General features: G+C 39.1%; 20 protein-coding genes. 7 read left to right on the plus strand and 13 right to left on the minus strand.

From position 1 onward, the window contains the following. Positions 1-270 precede the first annotated feature (270 nt). The 3 genes from H6541_06535 to H6541_06545 all read right to left on the minus strand — a co-directional run bounded on the left by H6541_06535 (position 271) and on the right by H6541_06545 (position 5340). On the minus strand, positions 271-729 hold the full coding sequence (locus H6541_06535; GenBank protein MCB9015438.1) for a toxin-antitoxin system YwqK family antitoxin: 459 nt from the start codon (positions 727-729) through the stop codon (positions 271-273). Between the two features lie 193 nt (positions 730-922). Then, positions 923-3814 carry a TonB-dependent receptor gene (locus tag H6541_06540; protein MCB9015439.1) on the minus strand — a complete coding sequence of 964 codons (2892 nt, stop codon included), beginning with the start codon at positions 3812-3814 and terminating at the stop codon, positions 923-925. Between the two features lie 86 nt (positions 3815-3900). Beyond that, on the minus strand, positions 3901-5340 hold the full coding sequence (locus H6541_06545; protein MCB9015440.1) for a hypothetical protein: 1440 nt from the start codon (positions 5338-5340) through the stop codon (positions 3901-3903). 326 nt (positions 5341-5666) lie between these two features. Here H6541_06545 and H6541_06550 point away from each other — a divergent pair, with 326 nt between their 5' ends. Next, positions 5667-6470 (plus strand): hypothetical protein, encoded by an 804-nt coding sequence (locus H6541_06550; protein MCB9015441.1) that lies wholly within the window; start codon positions 5667-5669, stop codon positions 6468-6470. 5 nt (positions 6471-6475) lie between these two features. Here H6541_06550 and H6541_06555 read toward each other — a convergent pair whose 3' ends face one another. From H6541_06555 to H6541_06575, 5 genes are all read right to left on the minus strand, one after another. Next, the gene (locus H6541_06555) at positions 6476-8782 is read right to left on the minus strand and encodes a carboxypeptidase regulatory-like domain-containing protein (GenBank protein ID MCB9015442.1); all 2307 of its coding nucleotides are present in this window, start codon (positions 8780-8782) and stop codon (positions 6476-6478) included. A gap of 26 nt (positions 8783-8808) precedes the next feature. Further along, positions 8809-9708, minus strand: coding sequence for a 4-hydroxy-tetrahydrodipicolinate synthase (locus H6541_06560; protein ID MCB9015443.1), 900 nt, complete (start codon positions 9706-9708; stop codon positions 8809-8811). 46 nt (positions 9709-9754) lie between these two features. Further along, the gene (locus H6541_06565; GenBank protein MCB9015444.1) at positions 9755-10303 is read right to left on the minus strand and encodes a hypothetical protein; all 549 of its coding nucleotides are present in this window, start codon (positions 10301-10303) and stop codon (positions 9755-9757) included. A gap of 151 nt (positions 10304-10454) precedes the next feature. Beyond that, complete coding sequence (locus H6541_06570; protein MCB9015445.1) at positions 10455-10964, minus strand: flavin reductase family protein; 510 nt, start codon at positions 10962-10964, stop codon at positions 10455-10457. Then, a complete protein-coding gene (locus H6541_06575) occupies positions 10954-12603 on the minus strand; it encodes an ABC transporter substrate-binding protein (GenBank protein ID MCB9015446.1) in 1650 nt (549 codons plus the stop codon). The genes H6541_06570 and H6541_06575 overlap by 11 nt, the downstream gene beginning before the upstream one ends. Before the next feature lie 148 nt (positions 12604-12751). On the opposite strand from H6541_06575, the gene H6541_06580 reads away from it, so the two are divergent. Then, on the plus strand, positions 12752-14746 hold the full coding sequence (locus tag H6541_06580) for a T9SS type A sorting domain-containing protein (GenBank protein ID MCB9015447.1): 1995 nt from the start codon (positions 12752-12754) through the stop codon (positions 14744-14746). An 80-nt stretch (positions 14747-14826) separates the two neighbouring features. Here H6541_06580 and H6541_06585 read toward each other — a convergent pair whose 3' ends face one another. The 5 genes from H6541_06585 to H6541_06605 all read right to left on the minus strand — a co-directional run bounded on the left by H6541_06585 (position 14827) and on the right by H6541_06605 (position 20798). After that, a complete protein-coding gene (locus H6541_06585) occupies positions 14827-15405 on the minus strand; it encodes an NAD(P)H-dependent oxidoreductase (protein ID MCB9015448.1) in 579 nt (192 codons plus the stop codon). A gap of 49 nt (positions 15406-15454) precedes the next feature. After that, positions 15455-17899, minus strand: a complete 2445-nt coding sequence (gene lon, locus H6541_06590) for an endopeptidase La (GenBank protein MCB9015449.1) — start codon at positions 17897-17899, stop codon at positions 15455-15457. Between the two features lie 156 nt (positions 17900-18055). Next, the gene (locus tag H6541_06595) at positions 18056-19231 is read right to left on the minus strand and encodes a GlmU family protein (GenBank protein ID MCB9015450.1); all 1176 of its coding nucleotides are present in this window, start codon (positions 19229-19231) and stop codon (positions 18056-18058) included. Positions 19232-19342: 111 nt separating this feature from the next. Continuing rightward, positions 19343-19615 (minus strand): type B 50S ribosomal protein L31, encoded by a 273-nt coding sequence (locus H6541_06600; GenBank protein ID MCB9015451.1) that lies wholly within the window; start codon positions 19613-19615, stop codon positions 19343-19345. Between the two features lie 154 nt (positions 19616-19769). Then, positions 19770-20798, minus strand: coding sequence for a hypothetical protein (locus tag H6541_06605; GenBank protein MCB9015452.1), 1029 nt, complete (start codon positions 20796-20798; stop codon positions 19770-19772). Positions 20799-20915: 117 nt separating this feature from the next. On the opposite strand from H6541_06605, the gene H6541_06610 reads away from it, so the two are divergent. From H6541_06610 to H6541_06630, 5 genes are all read left to right on the plus strand, one after another. After that, positions 20916-21833, plus strand: a complete 918-nt coding sequence (locus H6541_06610) for a hypothetical protein (GenBank protein MCB9015453.1) — start codon at positions 20916-20918, stop codon at positions 21831-21833. A 175-nt stretch (positions 21834-22008) separates the two neighbouring features. After that, positions 22009-23079 (plus strand): 3-phosphoserine/phosphohydroxythreonine transaminase, encoded by a 1071-nt coding sequence (gene serC / locus H6541_06615; GenBank protein ID MCB9015454.1) that lies wholly within the window; start codon positions 22009-22011, stop codon positions 23077-23079. Between the two features lie 156 nt (positions 23080-23235). Next, the gene (locus H6541_06620; protein MCB9015455.1) at positions 23236-23949 is read left to right on the plus strand and encodes a leucyl/phenylalanyl-tRNA--protein transferase; all 714 of its coding nucleotides are present in this window, start codon (positions 23236-23238) and stop codon (positions 23947-23949) included. After that, a complete protein-coding gene (locus H6541_06625; GenBank protein MCB9015456.1) occupies positions 23942-24418 on the plus strand; it encodes a nucleoside deaminase in 477 nt (158 codons plus the stop codon). Before H6541_06620 ends, H6541_06625 begins: the two co-directional genes overlap by 8 nt. Positions 24419-24448: 30 nt before the next feature. Further along, on the plus strand, positions 24449-24826 hold the full coding sequence (locus H6541_06630) for a DUF3127 domain-containing protein (protein ID MCB9015457.1): 378 nt from the start codon (positions 24449-24451) through the stop codon (positions 24824-24826). Positions 24827-24950 lie beyond the last annotated feature (124 nt).

Raw genomic sequence — 24950 nt, forward strand, 5'->3', positions numbered from 1 at the left:
CCGGAATGTTGCTTTAGCAGAGCAGTTCCCGTTTTTTTTCAATGACTACTGTATTTATAAATATCCCAATCGGCTCAATAAGCCAGTTAAGTAAAGCTTAGGTTTAAATTACAGAGAGAGCTAAAGTTGAGAGAAATTCTGTTGATAAAAACATAAACCGGTTGCAGCAAAATTGCAACCGGTTTATGATCTGATTTTATTAAAAACAAAGGCTGAATCGTGAGATTAACAGAACTAAAAAGCCTGGCTAAACAAGAGTTAAACTATAAACTATTCATACTCACGTTCCATAATCAGTTTGCCGGTTTCATCCCACTTTCGCCATATACCCGACCTTTTGCCAAGAATATAATGCATCTCATAAAGCAGATTACCATTGTTGTCCCAAACAAACCAGTCTCCGTTTTTTAAATCATTCTCATATCCGGCCTCGGCAGTTTTTACATTTTCTTCACTCCAGTTGTTCCACTTTCCTGTCTTCTTGCCTTCATCATATTCGCGTAATTCCTTTATGTTTCCGTTAGGGTAATACAGAATCATTTTACCGTGAACAAGGCCATTTTTGATATTTTGTTCCAGCTGGATTTTCCCATTTTCATCATACTCAATATTCTGGCCGGTAAATAGCATGCCTTTTTTATAATACCTACCGTCCTGATATTCCAGGTTTTGAGCAAATGCAAAGGCTCCAAGAGTCAGAAAAAGAATCGAAATCGCTATTTTTTTCATAATTATTTTGTGTTAAATCAATTGCCTCAGTTTTGCTGCTTCATGCAATAGCTAAAGATAATGAATATCAGTTAACCAAAATACATTCATCAGTTTTTCAAATGATTGCGGCATGACTGCTAAATAATCAGCAAATTGCCACTGATAGTTTTGATTTTGCCGATGAAGACTTACAAACTGAGAAATGAAAAGATTAAAAGAATTTATATCCCAGGCGAAGCTGAAAAGTTGTACCCTGATTCAATTTGGTAAAAAACTGGTCAGCTGTGTTATAAGATACAAACACCGATTCTTTCTTTTGATTCAGGATATTCTCAATTTTCAAACCAATCTGCATACGTTTATTCTTGCCGAATGATTTATTGGTATTCAGATTGAGGCTATGAAATTGTTTTGAATAAATATCCGGACGATCGACAATACCGACTATCTCAAGAGTTTGTCCTTGTACATTGTAATAAACTCCAGCCTCAAAACCTTTCCAGAAACCCATTTCACCGCCATTATAAGCCAAACCGGCATTGACAATAAAAGGAGCTTGTCCGGCCATATCGCGATAATTATCAATTGACTGTCCATTCCGGGCATTTTCAATTCTCGACTGATATTCAGTATTGCTCAGTTTTATTTTTGAACGGGTGAGAGTCAGATTGGCAGAAAAAGAGAAATTGCTCAATGTCTGGCTTATAATATCGAGATTTTTTCTCAATTCTAGTTCAACGCCGGCAACTTCTCCATCGCCCACATTTCGGGGTTGGAAAGCGCCCACAAGCGTGGCAAACTGCACAATTTCAATAGGTTTGCTAAACGACTTATAAAAAGCCCCCAATGAAACAGTTTCTCCTTTTTGGCCAAACAATTCCCACCTGATGTCATAATTCTGAATATTGGTGCTTTGAAGCTTTCCATCCCAATATTCAATACCTGCAAAATCATTGGCATCGCGGAATAAACCACCAATAAAAGTCCGGCCTGTAATTGGATCAAAGATTTCAGCATAAGACAACTCTTTGAATGAAGGACGGGCAATTGTTTTAGCATAAGAAACCCTGATATTCTGGTTTTTTGTAACGTTGTAAATAAGATTTACCGTCGGGAAAATATCCAGTTGGTCAATAACAACCTCGTTATCCAACACATTTGTTCCAAGTTGATCCTGGCCTGTATAGCGCTGTATGAAATTTTCACCACGCACCCCAAGTATAGCTTTCAGATGTTTAACAGGGTTCAGCTCCCATGAAACAAAGGCAGCCGTATTGGCGTTATTGGCATCAAACTGGTTAGGATTTGTAGGAATAAACGGAGCCTCATAGGTTGTCCCTTTTACAGAAGAACCTCCCATCGGCCATAAGTTCTCCGGGCTAAAAATCTCATTGGGATCACCGGTAAGTTGAACGTTGCGGATATTAATGGCAAAATTCAAGATACTATACGATCTTTCTTTATAAGTATATGCGCCACCAAACATCAATTTTGATTTATTGCCCAGAACGCTCATTTCCTTCGTTATATTCAGAATGCCCGCCAGATTTGTTTCTTCAAGGTCGCGCCAGATTCGCTCAGGGAAGCCCGATTCGGTGCTGATGGAATATGCTCCATCACGCACTTCATATCGCGTAAAACGTACATCGGGGTCTTTAATTTTAGCAAAAGTTGGTGAGAGTTTCCAATCAATTTCCCAATTGTGAATGATGTGTTTACCGTTAAAAAGGATGTTGGTGAGTGAACGCTGACTGTATTCAAGATTATGCTGAACCCCTTCAAAAACAGTACCCTGGTTAGATTTTTGATAATCAAAAACACCTGCTTTGGACTCACCATTCTGCAATTTTAGAAAGTTGATACGGATTTTTGAATGATTGGACTTTATGGCTATTCCTGCCAATCCACTCAACAGTACATTGTTAATACCAAAATCGCCACTTTGCAGTTCGCGCGTTTCCAACACGTTAATCCCGGGGTTTTCTGACATTCCATAACGACCATATTCAGCATTCTCATAGTACTCCGTATTATTCTTGTACGAAAGTGCCACATTGTAACCCCAGGTCCATTTTTTGCCTGAAATTTGATTTCCAACAGTGGCTCCGATGCTATAATCCATAAAGCTATTCTGTTTCATTGTGGCCAGGGTCGGATTGAATGATTCGAGAATCTGGCGATACCTTAAGCCCTTGTCCCCGTCAGGATTACCCACAACTTCAGAAAAGAGAGGGATATCGGTCGAAGCCGGAATATCTCTTGTTCCGTCATCAAACCCAAGAAAATCAGTTTTACCCCCTTCGTAGGTTAGATAGTTGCTGTTCAGATGCATTTGTGGGTTATAACCCAGGCTGAACGAAATGTTTCCCGTTTTCTCTTCCGGAAAATCTTTAGTTTCAATATTGATCACACCTCCGGTAAAATCAGCGGGCAAATCAGCACTGAATGATTTATGCACTACTATATTATCGATCACATTTGTTGGAAAAATATCCATCTGCAGGGTATTTCTATCAGGATCGAGCCCTGGTATATCAACACCATTGAGGATGGCTTTTGTGTACCTGTCGCCTAATCCACGAACATATACATACTTACCTCCTTCAACCGAAACGCCTGACACACGTTTCATGGATGAGGCCGCATCTGAATCTCCGATTCTTCTGAAGTTCACTGCAGAAATCCCGTCAAGCAGATTGGCAGATTTCTGCTTCATCGTAAGCATCGCGATTTCAGAGTTACGCACTACATCAGCGGTAATGGTTACTTCTGAAAGTTCAATCTTTGCTTCTTTTAATCGCAGATTGTCAAGCAGGTTTACTTCACCAGATTTAACCTGCATACCTTTGATGTTAATTGTTTCATATGAAATAAATGAAACCCTCAAAGTGTAGTTTCCGGGAGCTATACTGAGATTAAACTTTCCATCAAAGTCAGTCATGGTTCCTGTTGTAGTCCCTTCAACAAAAATGGTAACGCCTGGCAACGATTCGCCAGTTGCGTCATCATACACTGTGCCCCGTATAAAACCATTCTGGGCAACTGAAATCAACGAAAACAAAAGAAAAATAATAAATGTGGTTAATTTTTTCAACGAATTCATGTGTGTGAATTTGGGTTTTGATTCAGTAAAATAAGCTCACAGGCCAATTGACCCGTGAGCTTGGATTAAACGTGTGAGGTTAATCATTAAAAACCATTTAAAGCACCTGAAACAACCGCCCAAGACCAGGTCTGAAACTTAGTTATATCAGCACCAACGGTATTGGCTCCCATTGGAACAACTGTTACAAAAGCGTCAGAACCATCTTTAAAGAAGTCTGTAACAACTGTACCTTCTGGTAATGTAACCTGAAGATTTTGAAATACACAGATATAATCAGTAGGCATCTGGTCAAAATCCTGACCAGCCTTTATGTTGCGGAAGTAAACATTGCTCATATCAACATTTGAGTTTGGATCATTGTCAACCAAACCATCTGCGTTAGCAGCATAAACAGTCCCGTTCATTATGGTATGTTTAGCAACCATCGTGCCTTCCGGACCATCAAGTTCAAAGCATTCATCACCTGGGTTCACCACAATAAAGTTATCAAGTGTACCGCCCCATGACTGGTCTGTATCAACTGCATCGTCGCCGGCATTCCAGATAATGGCATTTTTAACATTTACTGTTCCGCCAAACCATTCAATTCCATCGTCCTGATTGGCAACAATTTCGATATTTTCAATAATTGTTCCGGAGCCAACCCCGCCCAGAGTAAGTCCATTAATTTCATTTCCTTCTCCAATATTGGCTCCTCCGTGACGGATAGAAACATAGCGGATTATACCTGAATTGTCGGTAGCATCTGTGCCGCCATAAAGTCCGTTTTGGTCTGATGGTGGAATACCTTCAATCTGTACTGAAGCAGCATCAGCTGAAATAGGTGCATTGCCAAGGATAATCAATCCGCCCCATAATCCATTCAACTCAGCGTCAAGATTTGGGCTTGCGATTTCACCGGGCATAATTTCATCGGCAACCGATGTAAAAATAATAGGAGCATTAGCTGTTCCATCAGCTATTAACTTGCCACCACGGGCAATTAACAAGGCCGTTGCATTTGCCCCTGTTCCAGCTTGTCCTTTAACAATAACACCAGGCTCAATAGTAAGTGTTACACCTGAAACAACGGCAATACGGCTCTCAAGTACATATACTTTTCCTGATTCCCAGGTTGTATTGCTGGTAATATTACCTGTAACATTAAAAACAAGTTGCTCTTCAACTACGCTGATAACTGCTGTTGCAGTAGAGGTCTGATCTTTTGAATCAGTTACAGTCAGTACCACTGAACCGGCACCGGCAGCACTTCCGGCAATGTAGTTTACAACTACGGTTCCTGAGGTTGCATTGGCAGTTCCGTCAGTTTTAATACTGGCAGTTCCGTTTGTTGCAGTAACAGCAGATGATTTAAATCCGGCCTCAGCCAAATAATTGAAAGTAAGTTCAACAACAGCATCTGTTTGAACAGTTGTAGCTGCTGGTGCTGTAGCACTAGGAACTTTAAATGATTCTTCGTCTTTTTTGCACGAACTTAAGATTGCGATAGAAGCAATCAAAGCATACGTCATAAATTTTTTCATTTCTCAATTTTTTTTGTTGATTAACGATGGCAAAGTAACCGAATCAATTTCTAAAACAGATTAAGGCACTTTTAACAATACATTAAGTTAATGTTAACCGTTATTCTTTTATAAACCAATTGGAAATGACATAAATCACACCTCTTATCTCACTATATTTCAATATTATATAAAATTACTTCCAAAAACCGGCCAAATTATTCGGCACATTTTTACTGGCCGAAGACAAAATCCCAGTATTCACCTTGCCCAGGATTAGGCGCCCTACTCTCTAATCATTTATATTTGCATTGTTGTTTCACCTGAAGACTACAAACCGGCAATAAATGAAACTTAAAAACAACCTCTTTATAACTGCCAATTCAACGGCCATATATTTGTTGTCCTACTTGTTTGTATTTTTAATTCACCAGTTCTTCACAATTATCGCCTGCAAAATCTTTAGTTTTCCGGTTGAATTAAACTATACCACTATTATTTATTGGGTTTATGAGTATGAATGGACTTTTGATTCAGTAAAAATCATATTTAGTGCCGGGCCGGTTATATGTTTTATTTTATCAATTTTCATGCTGGTAGTAGCCATTAAATTCCGTGAATATGACGGCTTATTAAAATCATTTTTCCTTTGGGGGTTTATTCATTGCATAAACTTATTTTTGGGTTCAGCATTGGCCGGTGCTTTGCTTGGAGAAGGGTTTGGTCATGTATTAATCTGGCTCTTTATGGCCGACACCGGAAAAATGATCATTACATTAATTGGATTTTTTGGACTGGCGGCTGTTGGTTTCGGGATTACCAGATTGATTTTACTTACAGCAAACAGCTATTACAACAAACAGGAACCGTCAGAGCGACCTGCTTTTCTCTTTTATTCTACCTTGCTCCCATTTATACTGGGCACTTTGATTATAGCGGCAATAAGATACCCGATGAACTATTATGAATCGCTAAGATTAGTTACGCCGGTTTTGATTATACTGCCTTCATTTCTTAACAGCAACAATTTTCCTGTAATATATTTTGATGAAAATCATAAGGTTATAAAAGCAAGCAGCAGCCTGATAGCTGCTGCTTTTATTATTCTGATAATTTACAGAGTCGCGCTTAGCTTTCCCCTGAAATTTTAGAGAAATTATTGACCAATTACCTGAAGCTTATTTTTTGAGATACCATTTCTGGTTTTAACATTAACCAGATAAAGGCCAGTTTTCAGGCTTTCGGTGGCAATGCTTGTTTTTGATGTATTCACAGAAGTTTTGTATACAACCCTTCCGGCAAAATCAAGAATTTCAATCCACTCAACAGGCTCGGCAGATTCAATATTAACTTCGCCGTTGGCTACAGGGTTGGGATATATTCTGAGGGTAGATTCCGGTTTTTCTGAAATACCTACACCGCTGTCACATTTCACGATTGCACTCCACCCGGCGCCATTGATGCTACCGTTTGATTTAAACTCAAATGTAACAGAACCACCTCCAACGCTGGAAAGAATATCATCAGGAATTTCGGAACCACAAACACTCATTAGCAGAGGGGCATTTGTATCGGGGCCATCATAAATATTGAGTACATCATTGACACAGCCTTCTGAGCTTTCGATATCAAGGCTTGTAAAACTAATACGCAATACTCTTGTATTATCAGCAGCAGTAATGGTCGTTACCGAATTTTCGCCTGCCTGATAATCTGATTCAGGACCCTTACTATCATAAAATCTGGCAAAACAGGTAGTGGGGTTTAAATTACCAATATAATAATCAGGAGTAACAGTAATATAATCCTGTTTTACGAGTTCGTTGCCACCCATTGCATTTGATACAAATAGTTTAACCTCATATTCACCGGGTTCATTGTAAGTAACAATGGGATCAGGCAGAGTAGATGTAGCAATATTCCCCCCTTCAAAAGTCCATAATCTTGAGGTTGGATTTCCGGTTGAATTATCAAAAAACTGGATGGTACCACCAGCGTGGGTAATTGTATCACTGGATGTGAATGATGCAGATGCCGCTCCGTTCCACAACTGAACATCAAGGCGTACAGTATTCTTATCAGTTACAACAACATTGTTTATGGTTTTGGGATTATAACCAGGTGCCGAGAAAGTAAGATTGTAGGTTCCGGCTTTGAGAAGTCTGTGATAATCTCCTACAGGTAAGCTGGTAAAAACCATTGAGCTATCCATATCGTGGCCAAAAATAAAGACCTGAGCTTTGAGTGGCTCTCCTGTAACGGTATCAGTTACAATGCCTCTTACACCATAATTGGATTGTTCAATGTAGTTAAGCAATGACCGGTAATTGTAATTCCAGAGACTTGGCAACTGGTTAGCCTGTAATAACTTTGTATCTGAAAGTTCAATCGTACATTCTCTGCATTGCTGAAAATAATTCATATAATCCTGTCTGCATCCAGCAGTTGTGTACCATGCATATCCGTTAGTAATTCCGTTGTTAAGATAGGTCATATAACCTGCCGGACTATTTACATGGCAGGTATCAGCGTATTCACGGCTCACCATCACCCACCAGTTATTGTCGGCAGCAAGCCGGCTCCATGTATCCCACGGGTAATTGATAACTTCGGCACCTCCGTGAAAGTTTGCCGACATTACAAAACTGTGATTTTCAGCAAAATTCATAAAACCTATGGTTTCTGGCTGCCATGCTTCACCATCAGGGTGCGGGCCATCTTCCGGATCAGGATAATTTCTGTTAAGGTCTACATAGTTTGCATTGTAACGCATTGCACCGTAAACTGAATTATTTCCCCCGGCGTATGTTCCATCGGGATTTGCCAAAGGATTAATCCATATATCAATATTGTTTACCATATTGGTCACTCTGGCATTCTGACCATAATTTGAAAGCAGGTAGTCAATAAGTCTTAAATTCAGAATATAACCGGTTGTTTCATCTCCGTGCATGGTAGATGTATATAAGAATTCAGGCTCATCTTCATCAATATTTACATTGTCAGTAATCCTAACTGCAAGTATTTTACGACCGCTGGGCAATACAGCAATTGTATGAAGTGAACAGATTGAGGGGTAGTCAGCAGCGAATTGCTCCATCATTTGCTCATATGCCGTATAGGTTGGGTATGAATCCCATTCTTGAATTTGTCTTAAATCTGACGACATAACCGGGTTGATTAATGTGCCCGGGTGTTTGAGCAGTATAAAACTCCGCTCTCCTGCATTTTGAAGTTTTACGAATTCTTTGCGGTTTGCATAAGCAAAAACAGTATCGCCTCTGACATTGTCAATGCTAATTAAATTTGTTAGTTGGCCAGCACTACTGCCCGAATGAGGAAGCGCAAAATAAATCTCACCTTTTGAGTTAAAAAGTTGATCAACATCAGCCTCTTTAATCGAAACCTGGGCAGAAACGATAAAAAACGCTAAAGAAAAAGCGAAGGTTAAAAAAGTTTTCATTTTAGATTTATGTAGTTGGTTTAAAATTAACATTCTATCCCTTTGTCTCTGAGTTCATTTATTAAACCCGCCAATTGGTTTTGAGTTGCTTTATTTACTTTCACAACAGGTAGTCTGAGGTTATTGGGAACCAGTTTCATAACATCAAGGGCAGCTTTGATACCCCCGGGGCTTCCATCAGCAAACAAAGCATTTATAAAGGGCAGCAATTGGTAATGAATTTTGCGGGCTTCTTCAAGGTTTCCTTTGAGCGAAGCATTTACCATTTTTGAAAACGATAAAGGAAAAGCATTGGCAACTACCGAAATCACTCCGTCAGCTCCAGCAGAGATAAGAGGCATGGTAAGTGCATCATCTCCTGAAATAACTTTAAATCCTTTGGGTCTGTTTCTGATAATTTCCATTATTTGGGCTATATTTCCCGAAGCCTCTTTAATGGCCATTATATTTTCAAATTCATTGGCCAGTTCAATTACTGTATCAGGCAGCATATTCACACTGGTGCGGCCAGGCACATTGTACAGTATAACAGGAACCGGACACGCACTGGCTACGTGCTTGAAATGAAGAAACAACCCTCTTTGCGTAGGTTTGTTATAATAAGGTGTTACTGAAAGAATTGCGTCAATTCCTTCCCAGTCATTGCTGCTAAGCTGGTTGATAACATCCTGGGTATTGTTACCACCAATACCCTGAACGATAGGCACTCTTTTGCCCACCACATCTTTCACAAAACTTACAAGAGCCCGCTTCTCATCTTTTGAAAGAGTTGCGGCCTCACCTGTGGTACCAAGAACAACAAGGTAATCTACCTTATTGACAATGGTGTATTCAATCAGGTTTTCGAGAGAACCAAAATCAATAGTTCCCTGCTTATGAAATGGTGTAACCAATGCAACACCTGTTCCTGTTAATTTTACTGCCATCGCTTAACTTTTATCTTTATAACTGAAAAGTTGAGATTTGAATTCTCTATTTAAATTTGAATACGCTTGTATAATGAATTAATTGCCTGATTAATTCATCACTTTCAATTTGACCGCTGGTTTCTATCATCAGGTCATATGGTAAATCATCTTCGCCTGATGAACTACCTAACTTGAATGATGCTTTTGACATTGCTGCCATGTATTTAAGAGGAAAATCATTGGCTGGACTTAAGTCGATGAGCATGTCAAATTCATGCTCAATAAATGATTTTGCAAATTTTGCCTGTGGACGGTAAAAGAAATCTAAATCTCCGGGTAAAAGAAGGTCGTAGGAAAGTTTTTGTGCATAATAAGGAGGTAATTTCCTGTAATGATACAATCCGACAACCTGCACTTTCTTTCCAACAGCGTGAAGTTCATTGACAAAACGCGTAATACGATCAAAATCAGCTTCTGATTGCATCGAAAACAAAATTCCTATCTCGCGGGCAGCCTCAAGGTTGATGGCCTTTTTAACCCGCACAGATTTTGCCACTTCTTTCTTAAGCGACCGTTGACCGAGTTTAACCCGTATGTTGGTGAAAAATTTCAATGTAGTAATATAATAGATTATAAATTAACGCATTAACAACCTTATACAGGCCCAATACGCTAACACATGAGAAACGTAAATTGGAAAGCATAAAATTATAAAACTATGGGAACTTTATGCCTTCTTTCAAAATAAATTGATCAGTGATTGATCATTTTATGCCACAAAATGTAATTTCGCCAATATACATGCGATGATAATCATGCCCGGGGTAATTCTTGGCAATTGATTCTTGCAAAAAACCATCAGGATTTATGTCTTGAAAGGCGATCTTTCTACACTCCAGCGAAATTCGGGCTTCTTCAAAAAATATGCTTCCTGAAGGTGATTTTACCGGACGAAGACCGGTTTCTTCGATTTTATTGACATCACGCCCTGAGTGGGAGCCGCAATAATGCAAAGCATCATTGTACTTTTTATCAAAAAAGCAACAGGTAAAATAATCGTTTTGCTCTACAAATTCATAAGTGTAACGCTGAGGTCTGATAAAAATAAATACAACCGGCCTATTCCACAACATTCCCAATCCTCCCCAACTGGCTGTCATGGTATTTAATTTATCGGGTGTACCGGCAGAAATCAGCATCCATTCCTTACCTATGAGATTTATTGCATTCTCATTTAATTCCAATGGGTTAATCGAAATCATCTCATTTTTCATTATTTCTTTTTTTTACTCGTTTAAGTTCCAGCAAGTTTAACGGATTACTTCCCAGTCCTGATATATTTCTTTGCGAAAAACGAAGAACCTGATCGTAAAACAACACAATTACCGGCGCATCCTGCATAACCAGACTATCCATTTCCCTGTATAGCCTTGAACGCACATCAGCATCAGTTTCTAATGAGGCTTTTTTATAAAGTTCGTCAAAAACCGGGCTGGAATATTGTGTATAATTAGGGCCTGCGGGGCTTTTGGCCGAAGTACTGAACAACGACAAATAATTCTCAGCGTCAGGATAATCAGCAATCCACGACCCCCTGAAAAATGCAACCCTCGCTTGAGCAATATTTTCACGCAAAGTAGCCGGCGGACTGACATCAATGCGCAAATCAATTCCAATCTGACTTAACTGACTCTGAATAAACTGGCATAAATCAAGATATGAAGCATTGGTTGAAAGGGTAATTGGCGGCAATCCTGCTCCCTCGGGATAACCTGCTTCGGATAATAATTTACGGGCTTCAGCCGGATTATATTGATAACCAAAATCTGAATCAAGCGCAAAGCCAGGCAAACCATAAGGAATAAAACCATGTGTTCCGGGCTGCCCTATACCATTCCGAAGATAACGAATCATTTTCTCCCGGTCAAAACCCATATTTATGGCCTTTCTTATCCGTATGTCTGTCAGTGGATTATTCCTCATTACCGGATTCTTTTCATCAAATAACACTCCCAGATACTCTGTATTAAGATAAGGCTGACTTCTCAGCTGGATTTGATGATTATACTTTGGATTCAATTTACCGGTTGAAGTCAACAGCTCATCCTTATAACTTGCATCAAGCCCCGACATAAAGTCTAAATTTCCTTTTACAAACTCAAGAAACGCTGATTGTTTATCAATTATAAATGAAACCGAAACAGCGTCAAGATAAGGCAATCTGCTTTGTTCTTCAGTTTCAAAATAACCTGGATTTTTAAGCATGACAAGTTTAACACCTTCCTTCCACATTTTAAAGTAAAAAGGGCCAGTTCCGACGGGATGCGACCGAAATTCATTTCCATAATACTCAACAGCTTCACGCGGAACAACCGAACAATATTGCATGCCTAACATTCCCAAAAATGGAGGGAAAGGCTTGTTAAGTACAATTACAACCGTTGTATCGTCAGGCGCATGAATAGCAGGTTTCCCATTTATTTTTAAAACAGGCCCCATCACCCATGCCCCGGGCGATGCAAGTTTATCATCAGCCAAACGAAACAGACTATATACCACATCCCGGGCTGTAACCTTCCGGCCTTTGCCATTTTTAAAAACTTGATTGTCATGAAAATAAACATCATCTCTTAAATAAAAGGTAAAGCTTTTTCCATCGTCCGAAATCGTCCACTTTCGGGCAATGCAAGGTTGAATGTTTAAATTACTATCGAGCTGAACAAGACTGTTATACAGTTGATTAACAGCCCAAATGTTGGCCTGATTTCTTGCAAATGCCGGATCAAGTGATGTAATTCCCGCTGATTCGTTATACCTGAATACCGTCATTGTCCCATGGTCATTCCCTTTTTTAAAACAGGAAACCAGCAATACTGGAATTAAGAGCATGAATAATCGGCGAAAGTGTTTCATAGCTTTATTTAATAAAGCAAAAATACTATTATTGGCCTGTTTTATTAAGCTTAAAGCCGAAATTAACCCTCTTTTTATAAGTTATCAAATCATTATGGGCATAATGTTATGATTAATAGTATTTTTGAATCAACTTAAAATAATGACAATGAAAATCAGAGCAATAACTTCATTCTTTCTCATGGCTGGCATGTTAACTGCTGTTGGTCAGGACTTAAACATTGAAAAAGGCAGCGCTGTTTGTGCTTTTGGCAAACAACACAGAGCTTCTGTCCAGATGATTGACAATAGATCTCCCAATTCACCACGTCATAAATTTGACGTTTTGAATTATAATCTTGATCTCGATATTTTTCATTGTTATTCAAGTCCTTATCCGAAAAATTTTACTGCTTCCAATATTGTTCGGTTTAAGGTCGACAGCGTGTTAAATTCCATTGATCTGGATGCAGATAATGGTTCACTGCAAATACAATCTGTTGGAATGGCAGGAGTATCCTTCCTTCATGAAAATGATAAACTTACAATTAACCTGAATGATACCTACGAAGCAGGAGACACTGTAGAGGTTAGCATTCATTACCAACACCTTAACGTAGTTGACAATGCGTTTTATGTAAGTAATGGTTTTGTATTTACTGACTGTGAACCTCAGGGCGCCAGAAAGTGGTTTCCTTGTTATGATCAGCCATCCGACAAAGCCAGGCTTACACTCAGAGCCAAGGTGCCACTTAACGTAAAATTAGGCTCTAACGGCAGTCTTGCCGATTCAGTTATTGTTGCTGACTCCCTTTGGTACACATGGACAAGCCGCGATCCGATTGCAACTTATCTCATGGTCATCAGTTCTCGTGTAAATTATAATCTTCAGATTGTAAACTGGCAAAATCCGGGAAATGAGAATGAAATTATTCCTTTCAGATTTTACTATAATCCAGGCGAAAACCCCACAGCCATGATCAATATGATTACCCCTTTGGCTAATTTTTATTACTCACTTTTTGGTGATCACCCTTTTGAAAAAGATGGATTTGCAACACTCAATCCTCAATTTCAATGGGGAGGCATGGAAAACCAAACGCTCACAAGCCTTTGCCCTGGTTGTTGGTATTCAAGTCTTATTGCACATGAATTTGCGCATCAGTGGTTTGGCGATATGATTACTTGCGCCACTTGGGCTGATTTGTGGCTAAACGAAGGCTTTGCAACCTATGTTGAAGCATTGTGGACAGGTGAAGTTAACGGCCAGCCAGCCTATGAAGAAGAATTGGCCGACAATGCAGCTTATTATCTGGCCACAAACCCTGGATGGCCTATTTCCGACCCTGACTGGGCAATCAACCCTCCTTCGAACAATGTGCTGTTTAATTATTCCATCACCTACATGAAAGGCTCATGCGTTCTTTATATGTATCGTTATGTGGTTGGTGATTCTTTGTTTTTCAGTAGTTTATACGATTATGCCAATGATACGCTGAATTTCAGATATCAATCAGCTACCATTCCGGATTTTATCGCTAAAATGAATGAATCTACAGGGCAGGATCTTGACTGGTTTTTCAATGAGTGGATTTACCAGCCTAACCATCCTGAATATAACAATACGTATAGTTTTAAGGAAATGGAAAATAATCAGTGGAATGTTCATTTTCAGGCCAATCAGACTCAAAGCGATGCAACTTTCTTTGCTATGCCTCTTGAAATCCGCATTCAGTTTGAAGATGCCAGTGATTCGATTGTGAAAGTAATGAATGATGTAAACCACCAGGTTTTTGTCATGCAATTTAACAAACAGCCTGTTGCGCTTACTTTTGACCCTAACAACAGGATCATTCTTAAAGAAGCGCAGACAATTGTAGGTACTCCTCAGCTATCAACCCCTCAAACTACTCTGCTTGCACCTGAACCGAACCCTGCTAAAAATAAGGTTACTGTTCATTATGAGTTACAAACAGCCTCAGATGTAACATTGCTTATAAGTGATATTAACGGGAAGCAGGTGTATAATTCGGGGAACTTTCACCGTTTTGCTGGCACCCAGCGCGAAAATATTAATACTACCGCATTCAAAAGCGGCACTTATATTGTAACTCTTATCACAAATAAGCAAAAGCTAACCGAAAAGCTGGTTATTGCCCGATAGAATAAGTTTTACCAAAAAAGCCTGTTTCAAGTTGAAACAGGCTTTTTTTTAACAACAGCTCATGACAGGTATTGGAAAAATTAATTTTGCTTTCTGCCAAGGCTTTCTACTTTTCGCAACCAGTTTGCTCTTTTCTTTTCTGAAGACAATTTGACCGGACCAAGGGTTGTAATTCTTACAGGCCTGATTCCACAAAATTCAAGAATTCCGCGTTTCATGGCATTATGTCCGGGTCTGCGGTAAACGAGCCAGTAATACCAGGGCGGAGTATCCATTGTGATGATGAGTCTGGCAGTTTTGCCAGTCAGCAATTTATCCCATAAAAGGCTACCTTTCCGGTATCTGAAAGCAAAACCCGGCAAAAAAGTTCTGTCAATAAATCCTTTCAACAGTGCCGGAAATGTTGACCACCAGTTAGGGTAAATAATTACCAGATGATCGGCCCATAGTATATCCTCCTGTGCTTTTTGCAAATCAGGTTCGAGTTGCTGATTACCGCGATATCCTTCACTAAAGTTAAGATCAAAACTAAGTTTTCTCAGAAGAATCTGCCGAATTTCTGCTCCAGACTCAGTTGCACCTTTTAAATAAGAGGTTCTCAGTAAATCTGAAAACGTATCTTTTACAGGATGGCCTATGATGATCAGTATTTTTTTCATTCAGTAAAGTTCAACACTACCGGACGGCTGCAACCGGCCAATACATCAGTTAGTAGTTAATATTTAATGGATTAGGCGCAGTTTTTGTGTCAAGTGCAATGTTTATCACTTCTATCATTTTATCCACATAATGAAAATTCAAACCCTTCAGATAAACAGGTTTAATTTCTTCAATATCCTTTTGGTTGTCTTTAGGCAGAATGATATCTTTTATTCCTGACCGTCTTGCAGCAAGAATTTTTTCCTTGATTCCTCCAACAGGAAGCACCTTTCCCCGAAGCGTTATTTCTCCGGTCATTGCCAGTTTTGACTTCACCCTGCGCTGGGTAAATGCAGATGCCAAAGCAGTAAACAAGGTAATTCCAGCTGACGGACCATCCTTAGGCGTTGCTCCTTCAGGAATATGAATATGTACATTCCACTTCTCAAATATTTCGGCATTAAGCCCCAGCAAGTGACTTTGAGATTTCAGGTATTCATAAGCCAATGTAGCTGATTCCTTCATCACATCACCAAGGTTTCCTGTGAGGCCTAAAGAACCTTTGCCATGACTGAGGCTGGTTTCAACATACAAAATCTCCCCTCCTACCGGTGTCCACGCCAAGCCAGTAACAACGCCAGTTTCATGTGGTAAAACATCTGATTCTCTTTGAAATTTAACAGGGCCCAGAATTTTACGAATGTCTTCATCAGTTACAACTACGTTATAATCATCGCCAGAAACAATCGATTTTGCCTGGTAACGAATTATCCGCGCTATCTGTTTTTCCAGTAATCTCACTCCTGATTCGCGGGTATAGCCATCAATAATGCTTTCAATTATCTTTTTGGGAAATTCAAGCTGGCCGGGTTTAACTCCATGCTCTGAGAGCTGTTTGGGAACCAAATGCCTGCGGGCAATTTCAAGCTTTTCTTCAAGCAGATATCCATTAATTTCAATTATCTCCATTCTGTCGCGCAAGGCAGGATGTATGGTACTCAAGTTATTGGCAGTAGCAATAAACATAACTTTCGACAAGTCATATTCAAGTTCGACAAAATTGTCGTAAAAAGTACTGTTTTGCTCCGGATCCAATACTTCAAGCAATGCAGCAGACGGGTCACCGTTTACATTGGCACCAATAACCTTGTCAATTTCATCTAAAACAAAAACAGGATTGGATGCTTTGGCTTTTTTTATGCTTTGCAGGATACGACCTGGCATAGCTCCGATATACGTTTTACGGTGTCCTCTGATTTCTGCCTCATCGCGCAACCCGCCAAGCGACATTCTTATATAATTTCTGTTAACAGCTTCAGCTACTGACTTGCCGAGAGACGTTTTACCAACTCCCGGAGGGCCAAACAAACATAAAATGGGTGATTTCATGTCGCCTTTAAGCTTTAGCACAGCCAGATACTCAATAATTCTGTCTTTGACAGTTTCTAATCCAAAATGATCGCGATCCAATACTTTTCGAGCTCTTTTCAGGTCAAAATTGTCGGTTGTATATTCATTCCATGGTAAATCTATCAGCACTTCCAGATAATTCAACTGCATGGAATATTCCATGGCAGAAGGGTTCATCCGCTGAAGCTTGGCGAGTTCACGCTCAAAAACCTCCACAACGTTGTCACCCCATTTCTTTTTGGATGCTTTTGATTTAAGATCTGCGATATCCTGTGTATGAGGATTATCTCCAAGTTCTTCCTGAATAGTTTTTAACTGTTGATTAAGCAGATAATCACGCTGTTGTTTATCCAGGTCTATTTTTACTTTATTCTGAATCTGGTTTTTCAGTTCAATAATCTGCAACTCCTTGGTAAGAAGCCCAAGCACAGTATTGGCCCTGTCAATCAAATCATCAATTGTAAGCAACATCTGCTTTTCTTCAAGCGAAATATTGAGATTTGATGAAATAAAATTCACAAGAAAAACCGGACTGTCAATATTTCTGATGGCAAATACAGAATCTGACGGAAGGTTTGGCGAAAGATTGATAATCTGAATGGCCAAATCTTTAATTGAAGACATCAGGGCGTTAAACTTCTTGTCTTTAACAATGGGTTTGACGGTTTCGAATGGCTTGACCTTTGCAACAAAATACGGGTCTTCCTGAACCATTTCTGTAATGCGAAATCTCTTTTTTCCCTGTATAATAGCAGTGGTTGTACCATCAGGCATTTGCAGCAGCTTAATAATATAAGCAATGGTACCAATTTCATTTAAATCGCTGAATCTCGGATCTTCAATTTCTACATCCCGCTGAGCAACAGCTCCAATGATGCGGTCGCCCTTATAAAAGTCTTTAATTAACCGAATTGATTTATCTCTTCCGACGGTAATCGGAATTACTACTCCAGGAAATAATACTGTATTACGCAAAGGAAGTATAGGAAGTGTATCAGGAACCACCTCTGCATTCATTTGCTCCTCATCTTCGGTGGTGAGCAAGGGTATAAATTCGGTTTCATTTTCTATCAGGTCTGTCAACCTGATTCCTTCATTATTCATAGTTATCGTCTTAATCCCGACAAAGTGTCAGGTTGTCATTATAGTTTACAAAAAGCTTAAACGGGCACTTGTCAAATTTCGTGCCGTTTAGTCTGTTGGCACAAAAAATCCGGCACCAGTCATGGTACCGGATCAACAACGTTACATCTAAAAAGTTTACATTCTGCGATAGTTGTGGGTAAGGTTATAAACATCTTCAATTAACTGAGCGTCAATTTCAGTAAAATCAAGATCGCGACGCTTGAACATGCCTTTGGCAACTTCAATGGCTTTTTTAGGCAAAAAAGTTGAAAATCCGCTTACACCACCCCATTTGAATGAAGAAACAAAATTCCGCTGGAATCCTGAACCAAATATATTGGTACTTACACCCACAACAGTACCTGTATTAAACATGGTATTTATGCCACATTTCGAGTGGTCACCCATTATCAATCCACAAAACTGCAGACCTGTATCAACGAATGATTCATCGGGATAACTCCACAATTTTACAGAATCGTAAGTATTCTTAAGATTTGAAGTATTGGTATCGGCGCCAAGGTTGCACCATTCGCCAATAACTGAATGGCCTAAGAACCCATCATGAGCTTTATTGGAATAGCCAAAAATTACAGAACTATTCACTTCACCACCCACTTTAGAGTGAGGCCCTATGGTTGTAGGCCCGTAAATTTTAGCACTCATTTTTATTTGAGCATTGTCGCATAATGCAAGAGGCCCCCGCAGGTTTGAACCTTCCATCACAACTGCATTGTGGCCAATATAAATGGGGCCATCCGTGGCATTGAGAGTAGATGCCAGAATTTGAGCACCTTCTTCTATAAAAATATTTTCAGCAGCAAAATAGATGCTGTTTTCAGGAAGTTTCGCTGATTTTCGACCTTCTGTAAGCAGTGCAAAATCATCAGCAATTGCCTGAGCATTTTTTGCAAAAATATCCCAGGTGTTCAATATTTCAAGAAAATCAGTTTCGGTTTCAATCTCTTCAATAGCGCCTGATTGCTTTTCAAAGTCTTTTTCATTCAGGTACATAGCAATAACGCTGTCGCCTTTTACCAACGCCTGGCCAGGAAGCAATTTACTTATTTCCTGAATTAAAGCCGGATTAGGACAAATGGCTCCATTGATAATGATATTATCTTTTTCTTTAACCAATGGATATTTGGCTGATAAATACGCTTCTGTAAGAGTGGATGTGGAGCAATGAAGATATTTCTCCCATTTCTCCCGTATGGTAAGTATGCCAAACCTGATGTCAGCAACCGGACGTATAAAAGTAAGTGGCAGTAGATTATTCCTCCTCGATTCATCAAAAAGAACGTAGTTCATATATGTAGGTGTTTTTATGAATATTTCGTTTCAATTGCTCAAAAATAACTAAAAAAGCCCTTCACAATGTAAGGGCTCTCGAAATCTTATTAACAGCAAATTGCTGAAAACTTATTGAACCTTTGAGCGGTTCTCGAAATGTTTCTGGTATTTGGTTTTGAATTTATCAACACGACCAGCTGTATCAATAAGTTTAATCTTACCGGTATAGAATGGGTGTGAAGTGTTTGAAATTTCGAGTTTAATCAGCGGATATTCCTGTCCGTCTTCCCAAACAATGGTGTCTTTAGTGGCTACGGTTGATTTTGTCATAAACACGTAGTCATTCGACATATCTTTAAAAACAACCAGTCTGTAATCTTTGGGATGAATGTCTTTTTTCATTTGTCAGTTTATTTTTTGTGGACCCCTGCTAAATAGTGCGCCGGTTAAGAAAAGCTATCTGTAACAAAACCGGTTAATTTGGGTTTGCAAAAGTAAAAACTTTTTTTTAATTAGCAAATATTCAGTCCGCTAATTTTAATCAAAATTAGTGCTTTCATATACTTTTAAAAAATTGACGCAATAATGCAGCGTTCTCAAACAAGTCTTCTGTTGCTTTTATGCCTTTATAAACAGACGTTCCGCCCGTCAAATCAGCTTTCACATTTGAAAGAGGATAACTTTTTATCCATCCGGAATGAAGTACATCTGAATTAAAATCCTGATAAACAGCATAATGTAAAACTCCTACAAACCCTAGTTGACTTTCATCGTTTGAAAACAATAAAAAACCATTATCCAGGTGTTTAATCAAATTAATTAACATTCCTGATTTACGGTATTCATAGTGATTAAAGTACCTGTTGTGAAACCCATTTCTTTTAAAAGATTCAGTTTTTTCAATTAATGAATCAAGACTGTACCCTTCCGGAATAAATATGTTCTTAATATTAAATCCTGATCTGCCAAAATACATACAAATACCTTCGGCTATAGCTGACAAGGTTTCTGAATCTTCATTTCCGGTAATAACCATTGACCGTCCTTTTGAAACAAGCTTAAGGAACGGCTGTTTCGAGAAATACTTTTCTACCGTTGGGTTTAACCGTTGATTAAAGCCAATTGCAGCATCAAAATCCCGTATTAAACCATCCTGAAATTTAAACTTCCCGGCAAAGCCAGGCACGGTTAAATCAATCAGTTTGATAACAGATTTATACAATGGAATATCACTTTCGGGCATGCTGAGCCAGCAATTATGGCCTGATAGTGCTGAGTATATCATTTCTCCAATTCCTTCAAGGGGCGCTTCCGGGTCAATGAGAAAAACGATGTTCTTGTTTTTACAATCACTGCCATCATACCCCAAAAAATCACTCAAATGGTAAATACTATGTTTAAGATGACCAAGCGCATACCAGATATGATCTTCAACAAACCAGGGATTGTAGGCTGTATACCCGGCAATCAAACTGGCAAAATCCTTAAATTCTTCCGGCATTTGCGCTTCGTAAGGCTTTGATTTACCGAACTCCTCAAACAGTGAAAGTTGGTTTGCAAAAGCCTTTAATTCTTTTAATTTCATTTCTTTTCTATTTTTCGTCAACCGGATGGTATATTTGCAGCAAAGTTAAACTTTATGCTCTGACATATACACAAACCTGAATTGCTGCGTTATATGTAACATCCAATAACCCTGATCATGCGTAAACTGATATTATTAACCTTCCTTTTGCAATGTATTCATATATCATGGGCACAACAAAATTCTCCCATAAAAACCAATAATTTACTTAAGGTGTTGCTTGACAGCACCCGAAAAGTAAAGGATGACTCTTTACGGCTGTCGCTGAACGCTGAATTTTTTAATAAATTGACCTTAACGCTTAAAAATGATTCTGCTGTGCCATTAATTCCCGATTCATTAAATATTGGAAAGGTAACTTCTGACGATGGCCATGTAACCATATATTGCTGGAATATTCAACAGAATAACGGAGACAACTATTATTCTGCAATAATCACCCGGGATAATTCCATTGTAACTCCGCTTCCTACACAAAAATCATTAGTCAGTGTTTTACATGATCGTATTTTTAAAAGCGGAGAATGGCCGTCGGGGCTTTTCTATAAGATTATCAGCAAAAAAAACAAAGGACAAACAACCTATACGCTATTAAGTTGGGACAGATTTAACCGCACAACCGCAAGAAAATCAATAGAATGGCTCTCTTTTGATTCGAATGGACAACCTGTTTTCGGAGCACCTGTTTTTAAATCAAAAGATGGAATCAGTCACAGAATTGTATATGAATATTCAGCCCAGGCTTCATTTACAATGAATTATAGCCGCCAAAAAGTTACCTTATCTGGTGTAAGGCGATCGCAACGCAATGTTGATGATAACATGATAGTAGTTGACAGATTGATTTCACTCAACGAAAATTTGCAGGGCCAGAATTGGGCTATGGTTCCTGCAGGTAATGTTTATGATGCTTTTATTTTTTTGGATGGTTTTTGGGTTTACACCGAAAATATTATTGCCCGCAATCCTGCTCAGGAAAAAAAGCCACAAACGAAGCCTAACAGGCCTCAACAAGGTTTATTTCCTTCAAAATAAAAACAGTTCAGAATAAAGCAGACATAACCAACTGTAGCTAAGCGCCTTACACTATAATTTAAAAATATACAACTGATTTTGCCAATATTGAAATCTTTATACCTTTGTTCCGATTTTCAGAGGTCAAAATAACCGAACTTTACATATTAACCGCAACAAACAAATTAACATTATCATGAAAAAGCACAATTTCAATGCAGGCCCATCCATCCTGCCTCAGGTGGCCATCGAGAACACTGCAAAAGCAGTTTTAGACCTGAATGGCATAGGCATGTCAATACTTGAAATTTCACACAGAAGCAAAGATTTCCAGGCTGTTATAGACGAAGCTGTTGCGCTTTTTAAAGAAATTCTAGGAATTCCTGAAGGCTATCAGGTACTTTTTCTTGGAGGAGGCGCCAGCTTACAGTTTTGCATGATTCCTTTCAATTTGCTTGCTAAAAAAGCAGCTTATCTGGAAACAGGCGTGTGGGCAAAAAAAGCAGTTAAAGAAGCTAAATTCTTTGGCGAAACAGCTGTTGTAGCTTCTTCAGCCGATAAAAACTATTCTTACATCCCAGCAGGTTACTCAATTCCAACTGATGCTGACTACTTCCATATTACAACCAATAACACCATTTACGGAACTGAAATCCGCACTGACATTGACAGTCCTGTTCCTTTGGTTGCCGATATGTCATCAGATATTCTTAGCAGGCCTGTTGATGTATCAAAATATGCGATGATCTATGGTGGTGCTCAAAAAAATCTGGGACCTGCCGGCGTAACTTTTGTGATTGTTCGTGAAGATATTTTAGGAAAAGCTGACCGCCCGATTCCCACCATGCTTGATTACAGAACGCATATAAAAGAGGGTTCGATGTTCAATACACCTCCATGTTTACCCATTTTCACGGTAAAGGAAACTCTGAAGTGGATCAAGAGTTTGGGTGGACTTGTTGAGCTTGAAAAAATGAACATTGAAAAAGCCGGAATTCTTTACGATGCCATTGATAACAGTAGAATGTTTGAAGGTACTGCTGCCAAAGATTCCAGATCGCTCATGAACATTTGCTTTGTTATGAAGGAACAATACAAAGACAAAGAAGATGCATTTATGGAATTTGCCAAAAGCAAAGGAATGATTGGTATTAAAGGACATCGCTCAGTTGGTGGGTACAGGGCTTCTACATATAATGCCCTGCCCAAAGAGAGTGTTGAAGCACTCGTTGCATGCATGAAAGAATTTGAAGCCCAAAACGCTTAATTATTGATTTAATATAATGAAAACCGGCCCTCAAGGACCGGTTTTTTTATTTTCACCCGTCACATCAAATACAAAATCACGCGAATCAACTTAAAGTTGAATTTGCAGATTGAGGTTTATTTTATACCTTTGAGAATTGAAGCCTTAAACGTTAAAATGCTGATAAACAAACGTGTATTCTATATCAGAAACCAGGATCCATTTCCTCCGGTTGAAGAAAGCCTGAACGACGGTTTGCTGGCAATTGGTGGAGATCTGTCTGAAGAACGGCTTATTAATGCCTATAGCAATGGAATATTTCCCTGGTATGATGAAAGGTCACCCATTATGTGGTACTCGCCCCTGGAAAGATGTTTGTTTAAGCCTGATTCCTTTAAAGTTTCGCATAGTCTTAGGCAAAAATTGCGCAACAGACAATTTACATTTACGTTTGATCATAGTTTTAAAGAAGTTATCAAATTATGTGCATCCACTAACAGAAATGGAGATAGCGGAACATGGATCACTCCTGAAATGATGGCAGCTTATACATCACTTCACCAAAGCGGATACGCTCACTCACTTGAAGTGTGGCATAATGGCCAGTTAGCCGGTGGATTATATGGAGTATCACTTGGTAAAGCGTTCTTTGGAGAATCAATGTTTCATTCAGTAACCGATGCCTCCAAGGCCGCGTTGTATTATCTTTGCAATCAACTTTTCAATGATGGATATCATTTTATTGATGCACAAATGGAAACCAGTCATTTATTAAGTCTGGGTGCTGTTGTTGTTCAAAGAAGCGCCTACCTTACTATGTTGAACGATGCTCTTAAACACCCAACCAGACAAGGAGTTTGGCTAAACAATAATAATGAGAATGATGAGTGAACTGCAAAACAAATTTATGGCAGAAGCTATTCGCCTGGCCGGGCTTAATATTGAAAATGGCAATGGTGGACCATTTGGTGCCGTTATTGTTAAGGATGGCCAGATAATAGCCCGCGGCAGCAATCATGTTACAATTTGGAATGACCCTACAGCGCATGCTGAGGTAGTTGCAATACGAGAAGCTTGTAAACAACTTGACAGCTTTCAGCTTGATGGCTGTGAAATCTATTGTTCATGTGAACCATGCCCTATGTGTTTGGGCGCAATATACTGGGCCAGGCCAGCAAAAGTATATTTTGCTGCTGGTCGTGAAGATGCAGCAAAAGCCGGCTTTGACGATAACTTTATCTATGAAGAAATCAATGTCCCGATTGAAAAACGCTCCATCCCAACCCATCAGTTTATGCGCCAGGAAGCAATTGAAATATTTAAACATTGGGTAAAATCCGATGTTAAAATCCCCTATTAATTTAATAAATCACAAATAAAACTAAGCAAAATGGCTTTTGAAGTTACCGGAAAATTAATCGAAAAGTACCCTACACAGAATGTTTCTGACAAGTTTAAAAAACGTGAATTTGTAATTGAATTCAGAGATAACCCTAACCTGAGTTTTTCGGAAATGGTAAAATTTCAGCTTACTCAGGATCGCTGTAACCTTATCGATGCATACAACATTGGACAGGAAATTAAAGTGGCATTTAACCTCAGAGGCAGAAAATGGGAAAAAGATGGCAATGTCAGCTACTTTACCAATCTTGAAGCGTGGAAAGTAGAAGGCGGTGCCGATTCAGCCGGAGCACCCGCCGCCGGGCTGCCTCAATCAGAAAACCTCCCTCCTCTTACCGAGGATTCGGAAGGTGATCTCCCCTTCTAACTTTTTTCTTAAACAAGCTAAGGATGCCGGAATAATTGAATATTCCGGCATTTGTTTTTTTTACATTCCGCATTGCTTCATGTATAAATGCCCCATAGATATATCAACCCCGGGACTTTCATCA

It is taken from the genome of Lentimicrobiaceae bacterium, assembly GCA_020636745.1.
Lineage (GTDB): Bacteria > Bacteroidota > Bacteroidia > Bacteroidales > Lentimicrobiaceae > Lentimicrobium.